The 15,285-nt window shown below is 42.6% G+C and carries 6 protein-coding genes; 4 read left to right on the forward strand and 2 right to left on the reverse strand.

Annotated features, from left to right (window positions below; genetic code table 11):
- Nucleotides 1–8,061 (reverse strand): Ig-like domain-containing protein (locus BCT11_RS17940; protein ID WP_241909032.1); only part of this gene is annotated, 8,061 nt, incomplete at its 3' end.
- Between the two features lie 291 nt (nucleotides 8,062–8,352).
- On the opposite strand from BCT11_RS17940, the gene BCT11_RS17945 reads away from it, so the two are divergent.
- The 3 genes from BCT11_RS17945 to cqsA all read left to right on the forward strand — a co-directional run bounded on the left by BCT11_RS17945 (nucleotide 8,353) and on the right by cqsA (nucleotide 12,184).
- Nucleotides 8,353–9,318, forward strand: a complete 966-nt coding sequence (locus BCT11_RS17945) for a peptidoglycan DD-metalloendopeptidase family protein (RefSeq protein WP_102388888.1) — start codon at nucleotides 8,353–8,355, stop codon at nucleotides 9,316–9,318.
- A gap of 320 nt (nucleotides 9,319–9,638) precedes the next feature.
- Entirely contained in the window at nucleotides 9,639–10,583 is a 945-nt protein-coding gene (gene ylqF, locus BCT11_RS17950; RefSeq protein ID WP_038867858.1) for a ribosome biogenesis GTPase YlqF, read from the forward strand.
- A gap of 299 nt (nucleotides 10,584–10,882) precedes the next feature.
- A complete protein-coding gene (gene cqsA / locus BCT11_RS17955; RefSeq protein WP_102388889.1) occupies nucleotides 10,883–12,184 on the forward strand; it encodes an alpha-hydroxyketone-type quorum-sensing autoinducer synthase in 1,302 nt (433 codons plus the stop codon).
- Between the two features lie 99 nt (nucleotides 12,185–12,283).
- Here the strand turns inward: cqsA and BCT11_RS17960 are convergent, their stop codons facing one another.
- Nucleotides 12,284–14,329: a hybrid sensor histidine kinase/response regulator gene (locus BCT11_RS17960; protein WP_102388890.1), complete on the reverse strand. Its 2,046-nt coding sequence runs from the start codon at nucleotides 14,327–14,329 to the stop codon at nucleotides 12,284–12,286.
- Between the two features lie 309 nt (nucleotides 14,330–14,638).
- On the opposite strand from BCT11_RS17960, the gene BCT11_RS17965 reads away from it, so the two are divergent.
- On the forward strand, nucleotides 14,639–15,256 hold the full coding sequence (locus BCT11_RS17965; protein ID WP_042606496.1) for an HAD family phosphatase: 618 nt from the start codon (nucleotides 14,639–14,641) through the stop codon (nucleotides 15,254–15,256).
- The last annotated feature ends 29 nt before the right edge of the window (nucleotides 15,257–15,285 follow it).

Below are 15,285 nucleotides of genomic sequence, written 5' to 3' on the forward strand. Positions count from 1 at the left end.
TGCGCCCAAGTCGTTAGTACCATTAACCGTCACCGTAATGGTGCCGTCTTTAAGACCAGAGACATCAAGCGTCGCGTTCCATTTACCCAATGCAGCCGCTGTCGTGGTTTTCGTGACTTCTTTATTGTCCGTATCGACCGCTTTGATGGTCAGTTCGTCAGAAGTTTCAAAGCGTGTGCTATCGCCACTGACGACAACGCTTGCAGCGCCCGTTTCGTTAACATCACTGATATTTTCAACGGTTAAGGTTGGCGTGATTGGCAATTCATACGACGTATTGTCCTCACCCACATTACCTACTAGGTCTTTATATTGACTCACCACTAGGCCAACACCGAGTTCTGGTACGTCTGGGACATTAACGGTACCGGTCCAAACTTTCTTATCAGCAGGATCAGACGTTAGCGAAGTAACATTGTTCGCACCTAATGTTGCCGTTGCTTCTTGTAACTCTTTGTCAAACTCAAGCTTAACGTCTACTGCCTTTCCGATTTCTTGATGCAGAGGATCAAACGTTACTTTAGTCAGTGTTGGCAATACACCTTCTACCCCCAGAATCAAACTATCCCCTTTTCCGGGGATATTGTTGATGCTCTTATAGCTCCCATCATCCACCCGTATGGTTATGTCTTTATTTTCTCTTTCTGGTGTTATGTATCTGACTGTCCAAGTTATGTTGTCAGTGGTACTCCAAGATAAAGGTTTTAACTCACCGCCATTATTCTCATCTAACTTTACGTCTGAAATATCAAATTCTGTGACTTCTTCTGTAAACGTAAACGTAAGCGAGACTTCGACGCCACCAGCCAAAGGTGTGCTTGCAGTCGTCGATATTGTTAGCTCTGGAACTGTTGCTGCTTCTACTTTGTATGTTGTCGTTTTTTCCGTTTGATTGCTGACAGCATCAGACGCGATTACTTTTATCGTGTAATCTCCTGGTGATAACAAGTAGTGGAACACATAAGGTTCGCCATCGTTGGTAGGATCCGTGATTGACTGTGGCCCTACTGGTAGACCTGAACCATTGTCAGCTGTTGATGTTACTGAACTTAAGTTTTTGTCTGTTACTTGAGCAGTTATATCCAACTGATATTTGCCATCATCTGTCGCTTTGTCATCCTGCGTCGTATCGACAATCGACACTTCAGGGGCCTCATAATCAACAACTGATGCGATACCTTCGGCATCATAAGTGTTATTAAAAAGCGTAAAGTCTTTAATAGCACGTCCCATTGAGTCAGTTACTGTCACTTTGTATATGTATTCAGCTTGGTCATCAATTGCAAAATCCATGGTACCAGTCGCGCTTGACGACACAATATTGCCGTTGAAGTTAAGCGGGTCTCCGGTAGTTGGAACCATATCAATGGAATAATGAGTTGCCTTGACATGCTCCCCCTCTGTAGTCGTAATCGTGAACGATTGACTTTCTTTAGTGAATGCTAGCTTGCCTCCCAGCAAGCTAGTCATGTCATTAAATGAGAGAGTAATAGTCGGCACTGTCAGATCGATAACCTTGTCTTCACTACTTTGGTTATCCACCGCATCAGTCGCGATTACCTCAACCGTTATCTGATCACGACCTAAGAGCTGATCTTTGGATAGCTCGAAATAAGTCATGTTTTCCGTTTTTTCTTCTTCAAAACCAAGCGCTCGCACAGTGTACTTAACCCTCGCTAAACCACTGACGTCATCTTTCATCTCGACAAAAGTGAACCTAACTTTGTCATCTGGTTGCTCAGTAACCGTGATCGCATCTCCAATGACAGGAGCAGTATTATCAAATCGAATATCTTCAACTAAATCTAACCCACGGTTTTCCCAAACGTCAGTGACCAGAACCTCGATTGATAACGCTCTATTTTCTAGACCCGCATCCAACTCGTCACTATGAAATGTTGAACAGCGAGACGTGTCATCATCACTACAGGTGGTGAAGTTTCTGAAGTTATCAGCGTTATTTTTTAAGTCGTATGACTGGCCACCGAAAGTAACACTGACGTTTTCTATGTCCGAGTATTCGGCAAGCTTAACTCTAAAGTCTACATCGAGGATTTTACCATTTAATACATCACTACCTTCAGGGCTTGTAATTTCAACTACCGGCTCTTCAGTTGGTAATAAGAATTCAAACTCATGTTCTGCTGCTAAGTTGCCTGCATTATCAGTAATGTTGGAAATTTTATAGGCATGAGTAACCGTCGTCTTTTGAATGATATCGGCATACTTTTCTTTGTAACGGCAAACAGCTTCACCATTGGCATTCAAAACACAACTCTCAGCGCTAAACGGAATACCTCCAGCCATTCTAATTAACTTAGGGAAATCCGCGTTGTCGGTAATATTTACTCCTGACAACTCATCTTTGAATATCAGGTCGAACGCTAGATACTTTGTATTGGTTGGGTCATCTTTTAAATAGGTCACCTCATAACCCTGAAATACGTATTGATCTGTTTCTGGTGAAACTGTCTTTGGAGACTCTGCATCCATCATTTTAAAGTCAAACTTCTGAACTGCTACCGCTCCATTCGTGCCCGTAGTTTGGACAATCAAAACAGCAGGTGAATACGAAATATTTTCCGAGTCAACGCTGCAACTAGGCTCTTGCCCCGAAGAAATATTCTTCACGCCAGAAGTAGGCTTTTCTCCACTAGTAGGGGTATCGTTGCCATTGTGTTCCTTACGAACCCAACACTCTATGCTTTTTGCTTTAACTTCACTTAGTGTTTTGAATGTGACGTCCAGCACGCCGTCAGAAACATAGTTCTGAAAATCATGAGTAGGCTCTGCAATTTCAAGTGCGACACCATTACGCTGGACGCTTAACGTGCGGTTAATGTCGGTAACTAGTGGAGCACCGTTATGTTGGACATTATTTTCAACACTAATACTCAGTTCATAGTTCCCATCTGTACTTAGTTGAGACTGGGTTAATGTAGCTTCCCAAGTGTCCTCTGAACCGTCGACTTTATAAAACTGAAAGTCTGTCGCTTTACTTTCACCCGAGTATTTATAAGTAGATTTAATTTCTTTAACACCACTCACATCGGTTACTTTTAAAGTTAGCTTTATGTTACCTTCTTCATATATAACTCGTTCAATTAAGTCGCCACTATCTGCATAAGCAATCGTAAGATCTAATTGGGGACGCTTACTGCTCACGTTAACCAAAAAGTCTTTTGTTGATGAGTTACCACGAGTATCTGAACCTTTAACTCTAATCGTATGCTCACCATCACTTTGCCCACCTAAAGGGATTTTAAGAGCGTCAGCATTAACTATTTTTGTTCCCGGAGTACCCGGTGCTGGTTCAACATCCTCAAATATCCAGTACTCTAAGTTTTCTCGGTCTACCCCCTCAGTAGAAACGTTACCATTCGGGCCTAAATCTGTAGCTCTCAGCTCAAAGACATAATCACTATTGTAGTAACTATTAACATCGTGCCCCATCAAGCTAAATTCTGGGCCTTTGTTGTCAAAAATTACGCTATTTGTATTCGATTGACTTTCAAAACCATGAACATCTTTTGCTTTAACATAGAGACTGATGCGATTTCCTTCCCTCAGGTCAATTTTGTCAGTGTCAGCATCTACAAGAGGCATTTCGAATTTTTGACTTGGGTCGGCAGGCTTAAACGTTTTTAACACTGTAGGGTTATCTACCTGGAACAAGGATATTTCTTCAATACCAGAATCATCTGTCACTGATTCAAAAAGCACATTGAACTTACGTCCTACTACGGTGTTTTCTTTATTCAAAGCGTCTTCAATCCAAGGGGTAGAAAGTAGAACTACTGGTCCCTTATTATCAACTTGAAAGCTGAACGTCCCCTTCCTACTCTCGTTTGCTGGATAGGCTTTATCCGTTGCCGTTACATAAAATTCATTTTTGGAATCATAATTAAAGGCTTCAGCAACCAATTGAACTTTAACATCCGGCTGCTCGCCAATGAGGTATGGTTGATCACAAACGCTTGTTTCAGGATCGCAAGCTTCTAACGTTTGGGACTGACCTGAGCCTTTCCTTAGTTCGACTTTTACATTGCTACCTTGACTAAGATCACCCCAATCGATCACCGGAGTCCAAACATCGTTGCCACCCAATCGCTCTGTAATTTCCGCATCATTAACAACCGGTGGCTCAGAGTCGATATAAATACGAAACCTTGGCGCTCCATTGTCGGCATCTGACACCGCATTCCCCAAGTTATCTTCGGCGCTAACTACCGTTAACCAGTCACCATCACCTGGGTTAATTGTTGTTCCTTGAGTCGAGCAATCTTCCTGACTGCATAGGCGTACGACAAACCGATCGCTTTGGTTGGTATAAAACTGATCATATGAAACTGGGTATCTTTCGCCAGATGTCTTATAGAAAAGTAAGCTACGTTTCTCGAGTTTGTCATCAACCACATCTTTCAACTCAAAAGTTAGATCGTGGATGTTATTTTTAATACTCAGATAAACATCTTCCCCTACAGGGTTTTTATCTGGACCTATAGGAGGGATGTAACTCGCCTCGGGATAGTCATTGTCCACATACAAACGCTCCACAAGAGGCTCGGCCTCAGTATATCCATTACCTTTGGTATCGAATGCCGTTGTCTCCAGCGCAAACTCGATGATATCGGTGAGATCTGCTGACTCTGTATTTAGGGTAAAGAAGTACTCTTTTCTAAATTTATTACTATCGCCAGATTCTTGTGGTTTAAGTTCCAATGGAATTTCAGTATTAGGGTCTCCCACTGCATACCACATGCTTTGGAATTTCGGGGCTTGGTCGCCTTCCTCTACAACCCCAGATGGATCTTCTAACATTACTCTAGATACCACTTCACCCGCGACATATAGCTTGTCGCCAACCATTGTTGTGCGGCCAGTCTCTATTGTTAACGTTTGTTTCGGCGGATAAATATCAATACTGCCGCCCCCACTATCAAAGATATTATCTTCGCCAAGTTTAGGATTAGCCGTAGAAATATCATCGGCATAAAGCTGAGCAATATTATCTGCGATGCCGTATTTTTCAGTCATGATATCGTAGTAGGACTGAGCAAGATCTTTACGGTAGGTATCCGGTTTAAATACATAACCATCTAGTTGGATTTGGTTCCCACCAGCGCCAATCCCGTTTGCTTTACCATCGTAGCTAAGATCGTCATAAATAGCGGAGGCGAAATCAGAAGAGTTATTACGAGGTGTGTCCTGAGATAAGTCATCAATTGCTTCAACAAGGAAACGGTGCAGGTAGTCGTTAGAGAGAGCGCTAGGAATTGTCTCCTCAAGCATCTCATTTGTAGCGTACGCCGTAATGGTTGGATCGAATCCGAAGAATGAATCATTACCGCCAGCTAGCGCGTATTTCACATCCGTAAGAATTTGTGAGGCGCGTTCTGACGTTTTGTCACCGGCTTCTACCTGATTCCAACGATAATCAAACAAACCTGTCTGGTAAGTGGCAAGCTCGGTCACGTAATACGTATTCGAACCGTCAAGTTCAAAATATGCGCCGATATTGGCATTGTTTAGATTAACGCTCGCTTTGGCGCCTGCATCATCTTTCCATTGGTAGTAGTGAGGGTCTGTCCCTTCTACACCAATTAAACGTACTCGCATAAATTCATAATTGACAACGTCCGTCGTGGCTTCACAGGAAGCAACATCAAGCGCGGTAGTTTGATCACTTTCTGGTTGCTGAATGGTGGTACAACTTGCTAGAGAGGTAAATTCACCATTTGGGTTCAAACCTTCTAATTGCACACGTGCACCAATGAAAGGGGTCACAACCGTCATGGTCGGTAGGTCAAAACTGCTTCGGAAGTAAACTTCTTGCGTCGCACTTTCGTTGTCGGACTCGTCGATGGTTTGAATCACTAGTTTCTGGCTGGCGTTTTCTGAAACGTTTTTAAAACCATCACCAAGTACCTCTTTTACGAAAGGGACGTAGTAAATAACTTCATCGACTCTGCCTTCGCTATCTAAAATAGTTTCGTGAGGAATGCTCGCAGTGATAGTGTCCGTCGAGGCCAAGGTTTGTGTTGTGTTTTGAAATGCGTAGTTGTTGTCGTTGTTTTGGCTTACGTAGTACTTCACGACTAGTTTAAGTTTGTCAGCACTTGAGCCTAAAACCGTATCGGAGTTCACATCAGAAACTCGAACTCGCACGTAAGGGATCTTATTCTCTTTCAATACGTTGACGTGAAAATCGGCGAAATCAACGCCATCAATTGATTTCAAGCCAGAAGCAGCATAGACATAATCGATCTTCAAGTAGTCTCGGCTCGACTGCACGTTGTCTGAAGTATAGGTATCTTGCGTGTAAACCCCTTCGTACGTAGACCGTTCTCCATCTAGACTGACATTGACGTAATTCATCGATGTCCCTTCAGGGTAAGTAATGATCTGAGCAGGCGCTTGATCGTCACGGCTTACTGCATGCTGGTACTCACCGACGTTTTCTTTGGTATCGGTCGCCTTGATATCGAACGTAGTCGTAGATAAGAAATCGTCTGTCGAATACGGTTCGTTAAACTCACAAGCGCTGCCCGACTCTGCGGTCACAGGAGAACAAGACACATCTTTCGGTAGCCCACTTTTAAAAGATACGCTGACCGACTTAATGTCTTGAGACGCTTCTTTTACTATGCCTTTTAATACGTACTCTTTAAGTTCGTTGTTGATAGCGCTTGCCGAAGTAACAGAAATGACAGGTGCATCATTATCCCACTCAAAATTAACGTAATGACCTGAATTGCTACCAGGAACAAGTTCATTGCCTAAAACGTCTGCCGTGTAAAACACCAAACGAGCAGCAGTCACGTTAGAAAGGCCTGTGTCTGAGTCAACCTCAACGGCATCAATGGCTTTTGTATCGACACTTACTTTGATGTTTGTTTCTCGAACACCGACTTCAAATCCGCTTGCATCAACCGAACAAAACTCACTGCCAGAAGTTTGTTGATCGTTACATTTGAATTCGCCTGACCAAGCACCATGTAATTGATATTCCACATAAGCAGAAACAGATTGAACACCGATATCGTCATTAAGTCTGATATCTACGCTATCTGTTCTTGCTAATACATCACTATCGGTGCGAGTTATGGTTGGTGGTGTTGTATCGATTTCGGTTTCATCGCGTGGTGGAATAACACCATCGGTCGTACCATGACTTCCCAAGTCATTAATTTTTTGACTAAAAGCAACGTAATCATCAGCATCCGTCCCTGAGATATTAAGCTCTGGGTCGTTCACTACAATCAAAACGTGTTGAGAAAGATCTTGAGTGTAAACGTCGCTGGTAATTCTCTGTTGACCAAACGTAAGCGGCGTCACTGCACCTGTCGAGTCACTGATTTCTAAGCCGTCTAGAAGACCATCAGCGATGACATCACGAAATTGAATATCAGCAAAATGCATTGAGGTATAGACGTTATCTTCTGACTGATCGTATTTTTTAATAAGGTCATAAGAAAATGAAGAGTATGCTGTTAGCAAAGCCCCGTATTGGTGACCAGGAGTGGCAAAGCTACTTTGACCACCTTTCGTTATGTCAATCGGAGTGGTTTCATTGACATTGAACCCGTACATCCCATTGATACTATCTAAGGCTTCAGAGACCGCATCTGAGCCAGATTCGCCGCCAGAAATCTTATACTTAGCTAAACCAGAAACGATATTAGTCAGTGGTGTGAGCATTAATTTCTGATCACTACCTTCACTAAAATTCACTACCCCTTCTAAGCGCAAAGTCTTGCCCGCGCTCGATGACACAATTTCTTTTGTGAGAGGATCGGTGTAGCTACCTTGCTGCGCGACGACATACAAAGGCATCGAAGAGGATTCGAATTCAAGCTTGTAATCACCAAAGGCATCAGAAGTCGTACCCGCAAGCAATCTGCCGACTTTTCCATCCTTGTATTCAAACACCTCGATCTTGGCACCGTTGACTGGAGCGTCAAAAACGTTACCTGAGATGCTTCCTGTATTCCTAGCTGGCGGTGTGTTGTCACCACCATCCCCACCGCCACATGCACTCAATAAAAGTGAAGCAGCCATGAGACCTAACGTTGGTTTTAGCGTATTTTTAGTGAACATAGTAATTTGGCAGAGTATATTTTGCCGCGATTATATTATTGTCTAGGATTTTCTCAACGTGACAAAATAACCATAAAATCAAACATAAACGCTAAGAAAATAGGTAGTTTTAAACCTCTTTAGCAGCGCTACTTCACATCTATCGTTATTTAATTAGTAAAAACACAGGAATTGGCTATAACGGCGTGTAAGATTTTATTTTAAATATTATACTCCCCTCAATTTTTCGGCTCTAAGCACAGTTTTATTTTAATGACAAGTTTAATATTAAGACAACATGCGCAAAACTTTGCTCTACCCCTTGTTATCATTGCGCTCGCGATCGTTACGGGAGTGTCAGTTACCCATCAATTACTCTCCCCCAGGAATGAGATTCAAGCCATTGTTCCTAAAGTAGTAATTCACAGCAACATTCGCCAAATATACAAAACTAACTTTCGTCGCACGACCATTAAAACGGGCCGCATTGATTACTCGTTTGTAACATCTCTGATAAACGCTGGATTATCTAAAAAAGAAATAAAATCACTACTGAAATTAATTGAAAACGAATTTGACATTATTGGCTCCGTTCGAAAAGGCGATAAATTCTCAATAAAAACCCGAACTAATAGGTATAACGAAAAATACATTAGTTCTTTTTACTATTCCGGTAGTAAAAGAAACTTTTTCGTTATTAGTGATGGCAACAACAACGCATACGATGAATATGGCAATAAGCTAATTCGCAAGCCATATTACTCATTTCCACTAGCAAAAAAGCACAAAGTTAGCTCTGGTTTCAATTTAAAACGAAAACACCCAGTCACTGGATTGATTGCCCCACACTTGGGCACCGATTACGCAGTCCCAATTGGTACACCGATACAGAGTATTGCGGACGGTGTTGTTGTTAAATCACGGTATAACCGCTTTGCGGGCAACTACATTAATATTCGTCACACCAACGGCTCAATGTCTCGTTATCTACATCTATCTAGTAGCGACGTTCGTGTGGGTGACAATGTCACTAAAGGACAAACCATTGGCCGAACAGGTAATACGGGAAGAACAACCGGTCCACACCTCCATTTAGAGCTGATCGTTGATGGTGTTCCTGTTGATTATGCTCGTCGAATCAGAACCAACCCTGCTCCCCCCGTAAACATGCAAATGATGTTGGCGGCAAGAAAAGAGCGTGTAGAGCTCATTAAAGAGTTACATAAATACGCCTCTTAATATCGTTTTGGTTTCTTTTTTCAGTTCATCGCAACACAGAACTTGGCTAGTGAATACCTAAAATCTCGTCACTGTCTGTGAGCTTCGATTCGAAAGTGACCAAATCGGAGCGCCAGCAGTGCTTAAGTCGTTAAATATCTTCCTGTCACTCTTGCTCTAACATTTCCGCTCCCCCAATAAAGTGTTAAGATCATCACATGCTCGCTGTAGTGGTAACGAGTGGTGATAATTAGCCCCACTTCCTTAACATCTTCATACGTGATGTAAATAAGACGAATAACCCACCAGCATAACCATGAAACAATAAGGCGATTTTTCAGATGGTTAACAACTCTATCCAGTGGTTTCCGGGCCACATGCATAAAGCCCAAAAAGAGATTGCAGAAGCAATCCCTCAAATAGATGTCATTATTGAAGTGCTTGATGCTCGTATCCCTTTTAGTAGTGAAAACCCTATGATCGCGGAGCTCAAGGGAGATAAGCCAGTAGTAAAAGTACTGAACAAACGTGATCTCGCGGATCCAGAGTTAACCCAAGTTTGGATTGACCATTTCGAGAAAGAACACAACGTAAAAGCGATTGCCATTACTACCTCTCAACAGCCCGAAGTCCAAAAAATTATGGAGTTAGTACGTAAGCTTGCTCCACATCGCGAAGAAATCGGCAAAAACATCCGCACCATGATCATGGGTATCCCCAACGTTGGGAAGTCGACCATTATCAATGCTTTGGCGGGTCGAACTATCGCAGTAACAGGCAACCAACCGGCGGTTACACGTCGTCAGCAACGTATTAACCTTCAAAATGGTATCGTTCTTTCTGACACTCCGGGGATCCTGTGGCCAAAAGTAGAAAACCCACACAGTGGTTTCCGTTTGGCAGCAACTGGCGCAGTAAAAGACACGGCAATGGAATATGATGAAGTCGCCTTCTATACCGTTGAATACTTAGCCGCTCATTACCCTGAACGACTAAAAGAGCGCTACCAAATTGAAGAGCTTCCTGAATCTGATATCGAAATAATGGAAGAGATCGGGCGTCGTCGCGGTGCTTTACGTGCGGGTGGACGTGTAGACCTTCACAAAGTATCTGAAATCCTTCTTCACGAGCTGCGTCAAGGCACTCTAGGTCAAATCACTCTAGAGCTTCCAGAAATGATCACTCAAGAGCTAATCGAAGTAGAAATCGAAACCGCGCGTAAAGAAGAAGAAAAAGCCAAGCGTAAAGAAGAGCGTCGCAAGCGTTACCTTCGTAACAAACGCTAACCAACACTTGTTCAATACTCATCGTTTTGAAGGCGCGTATTTATCGCGCCTTTTTTGCATCAAAAATATATTCTTCTTTTCGTAAAAGTCAGACATTCGTTCTCACATTTTGTGGAACTAAGACCTCTAAAAGCCCCCCCCCCTTTCTCTCTTTGTAATTTGCTTTCGTCGTTAAGTTTTGTAGGAAATATCAAACAAAATCATTAATTTTTATTACGTAAATTAACGGTTATTTTTCAAGCACGATCTTAGTTAGACCCCCGAATGGTAAGGAGTTACAAACCTCACCCAACCCTTAAATGCCGAGTTTGCAAGGACACGCAAAGTTATGCAACTTGACTAATGACAGTTCATTCATATTCGTCAAACTATATAGCTGTCAGCGCTGGCGTTTTTCTGTATTACGAAGAGAACTTATTATGAGTGATAAATCGAAAATGAAACCACTTCCTTCTTTTGTTGAGGAACGCCTGGATTTTTACCTTCAAGATTTGATTGAACAAAACGAGAACCAAAAGCACTTGGTTCTTGGTAAACGTCCAAAAAGCAACGCGGTAATCATGAAAAGTAATGACTACCTAGCGTTGTCTCATAACGAACAAATCCAGAAAGCACATCGGGATGCGATCGTTGAACACGACGATAACGTGGTGATGTCAGCAATCTTCTTACAAGACGAGTCCTCCAAGCCTGCTTTCGAAGCATTGTTAGCCAACTATGTTGGTATGGGCAGTTGTTTACTTTCCCAATCGGGGTGGGCTGCTAACATTGGTTTGCTGCAGACCATTTGTCCGCCTGAAACACCGGTCTATATCGACTTCTTTGCGCATATGTCATTGTGGGAAGGTATTCGGGCAGCAGGAGCGCAAGCGCATCCATTCATGCACAACAACATGAACCACTTGCGTAAGCAGATCCAGCGTCATGGCTCAGGCGTCATCGTGGTAGATTCGGTCTATAGCACGATTGGTACGATCGCCCCACTCCACGACATCTACGAAATGGCGCGTGAGTTTGATTGTGCTTTAGTGGTGGATGAATCCCACTCATTAGGAACACACGGGCCTAACGGCTCTGGCTTGGTAAAAGCGCTGGAACTCACTGATAAAGTCGATTTCATTACTGTCAGTCTGGCAAAAACCTTTGCTTATCGAGCAGGAGCGATTCTCGGCCCAGAAAAACTCGCGAAAACACTTCCTTTTGTTGCTTATCCAGCGATTTTTAGCTCGACGGTATTGCCTCAAGAAGTGATTCGCTTGGAGAAAACGTTGGACGTCATTAAAGGGTCCGATCATAAACGTAAAGACCTTTTTCAGCGCGCCAAAGAGCTCAGAACTGGATTAAAACAGATTGGGTTTAATATTCGAAGCGAATCTCAAATTGTTGCCTTAGAGTGCGGTAGCGAACGAAATACTGAACGTGTGCGTGACTTTCTCGAAGACCGTGATGTTTTTGGCGCAGTATTCTGTCGCCCTGCAACAGGAAAGAACAAAAACATCATACGTTTCTCGATCAACGCCGATATGACACCACGAGACATCGACCACGTGCTTACGGTATGCCAGGAGGCGTTTAACCATCCAGAATTAGAGTTCGTATAATAAGAAAAGACAACGGCCCTTTTGAATGGAAGCTTGTATATTGCCGCTAAAATAAAAGAGCTCAGCGTGTTGCTGAGCTCTACTCGTTATTGATTTCAGTTAGATCCAGTTTGCAATCTTATCGAAGAGTCGGTTCTTATCTGCGGGCTTAACAATAAAATCAGACATCCCAGAAGAACCAATCTTATCTAATGTTACCGGAGAACTATCACCAGTATGTGCAATAATAGGTACAGCCGAATACGCTTTATTTGCCCCACGAATACGTCGTGACGCCTCTACGCCATCCATTACTGGCATCTCAATGTCCATCAAGATAAGGTCGATGCTATCGGTATCCAACGCATCTAAAGCCTGTTGTCCATCTTCTTTTTGAATAACATCAAAACCTTGCTTTTCTAACAACATTGCGGTGAATTTTCGTAAAGATTCATTGTCATCAACTACCATTATCGTGCGCTTATTTGTCGCGTCTAAAGGGCGCACTGGCAGTGCTGTGACAACATAGCTCGCATCATAGAGCAAACGGTCAATAGTGGCTTTGGTGTTCAAGAGCCACGCTTGAGTTTCGACCCAAATCGCGTCAAAACTCACATTACGAACTCGTTCTATTGGATGGTGCTCAAACAAATAGACGATACGAGCTTCTGTGAACGATAGCAAAGACTCAATTTTATCGAGGTGACTTCCTCTAGAATCCAAGCTTTCCATATCAACAAAAATAAGGTCAAATTCGAACTCATATTCTTTCTTCTTGAGGGCTGGCGCAATATCCAAAACGGTCAATTCAAACCCCATAAAGCGCGCAATATCAGTAACTTTTGCAACCAATATATTTTGTTCCGTAACCATTAAAACGGTCTTCAGCTTGGTCAGCTCATTTTTAATTTCTTTAACCGAGTTTGAGGTAATCAGTGGAAACGTCATGGTGAACTGAGACCATTCACCAACTTCTGATTGGCACTTGATGTCGCCGCCGAATGAACGCATCACCTTCTTACAAAATGGCAATCCTAATCCATAATTACCTGATTTACCGGTCGTGTAAAAATCTCTGAAGATGCTGCGAATCACCTCGCTCGGAATACCTGAACCGTTATCCGTAACAACAATTTGGTTCACGACCTCATCACTGTACATGGTGACGTGAATATGAAAATCTTCGGAACTGCGATGATGAAAGGCATTCTTGAATAGGTTGTACATCACATACTTCAACAACGTATCACTACCTAAGAAATCAAATTCACTTCTTACATCCAAAGAGATAGCAAAACGGTCTGTCGAACGTTTATAGCTGAAGCTCTCGATAGCACTCTCCACGACAGTTTGTGCTGAGTGTTTCTTGAATGTTGAGCGAGAGACACGATTTTCATCAATCGAGGTAAGCAACAAATCAATCGTCTCGTTTCCAGAGTGAATGATGTTCATTGCGTCATCGCTCACTTCCCGTAACAGTGTCACATCTTCATCACTTAAAACATATTGTTCTTTCCTCCCCTGTTTAGGGTTGGGCAGCACGGATTGAATAACATCAATCGACGTTAGTAAGCCGCTAAGAGGGTTGCGCATTTCATGGGCGATACCAGCCCCAAAAGACTTAGCCAAAGAAACCTTTGCTTCGTGCTCGACCTGATTACGGAAGTAAAACAAGTTGCCAAACAGGTAAATAAACAAAAAGATTGGCACGTGAGTCCAATCCATCGTGAGTTCTAAATGGAAACCTTGAGCAACCCAAGCAAAAAACGTCGCTAGCCCAATCCCGGCAAATGTTTGAGCAAACATTACTCGCGTAATATGTACCAACAAAATATGCAGAAATATCGCCGACATAAAGGACATGACCCACACGTTGGACCAATTATTCATCAACAACATGTAGAAAAAGAAGCAAGGTAAACAAAGTGTGACCGCAACTTGGTAGTAAGCAGGTAAATATCGGCGCCATTGAAAAGGCATACGATTACGAGCAATGATGCCGAAGAACAAAACGGAACACAGTAAACGTAGCGGTAGATTTTCATAGGGTTGCGGGAACATAAACTCCCACACCACGTAATAGATTGGGAATCCAACAAAGCCCATCCATCCTACTAGCGTTAGGTTTGGTTCTGCGTACTGATAAACTTTGCGAATCGCGTCCATATTGAATACTTTATTAACTAAGCCTTAACGTTGTTGACTAATTTTATGGTTTGCTTTGTTTTCATTCTATTTGCCCTTCAATTATATATTACTTAAGGAGCATAAGCAGTGAGACTTCAATCAAATATTTCGCGACGCTCTACTTTAAATTCAGCTCGTTATATTCACAAAATTAATAATTAAGCAAATTCGAATATTAAATAAACAAAAACGCGAACTCGCGCAATGTCTCATGCAGGAAAGCCGTGCAACATCAATTTCTAGAAAGAACACGCTCTCACCGGCTCAACTTATCAAACAAGGAAGCCTATGCAACCAATAGCAATCAAAAATGTCGTATTCGATGTTGGAAATGTACTCGTTAGATGGTCGCCAATCGAAATTGTTAGACTCACTTTTGGCAATGATGCCGATGTGGAATGGCTCGTCAAAGATCTGTTCACAAGCTCAATTTGGATGGACTTAAATAAAGGCCTGATTAGCGAGTCGCAAGCCAAACAGCGTTATCAACAAGAGAAGCAACTTTCAGCAGCAGATTGTGAACGACTCTTTTATTATGTAAAACAAACACAATTGCTGATTTATGGCAGTGTCGATTTACTGAAACGTTTAAAGGCTGCGGGTTATGGCGTCTATGCATTAACCGACAACGTGGTTGAAATTGTTGAGTATCTCAAATCAACGTATCAATTCTGGCCGCTGTTCGATGGCACGACGGTTTCTGCCGAATTGGGGTTATTGAAACCTCAACCAGAAATCTATCAGAACCTTCTTGAGGCTCACCAACTTGTTGCTTCAGAAACGGTGTTTCTTGATGATATGCCTTATAACGTAGAGGGGGCAAAAGCGGTTGGTATGGCTGCAATTCAGTTTGAAAATGCTCAACAATGCGAAACTGCCTTGAAACAGCTTGGATTAATATTCTAATCTTCTGCTTTCCTGTGAGCCATAAAAAA

Origin of the sequence: Vibrio sp. 10N.222.52.B12, assembly GCF_002875385.1 — a bacterium.
In the GTDB taxonomy this organism is placed as follows: Bacteria; Pseudomonadota; Gammaproteobacteria; order Enterobacterales; family Vibrionaceae; genus Vibrio; species Vibrio jasicida.

Bases quoted from the DNA above. Each gene is read 5' to 3' on its own strand.
- ylqF (WP_038867858.1), top strand. From the start codon at position 9,639: ATGGTTAACAACTCTATCCAGTGGTTTCCGGGCCACATGCATAAAGCC.
- cqsA (WP_102388889.1), top strand. From the start codon at position 10,883: ATGCCGAGTTTGCAAGGACACGCAAAGTTATGCAACTTGACTAATGAC.
- BCT11_RS17960 (WP_102388890.1), bottom strand. From the start codon at position 14,329: ATGGACGCGATTCGCAAAGTTTATCAGTACGCAGAACCAAACCTAACG.
- BCT11_RS17945 (WP_102388888.1), top strand. From the start codon at position 8,353: ATGACAAGTTTAATATTAAGACAACATGCGCAAAACTTTGCTCTACCC.
- BCT11_RS17965 (WP_042606496.1), top strand. From the start codon at position 14,639: ATGCAACCAATAGCAATCAAAAATGTCGTATTCGATGTTGGAAATGTA.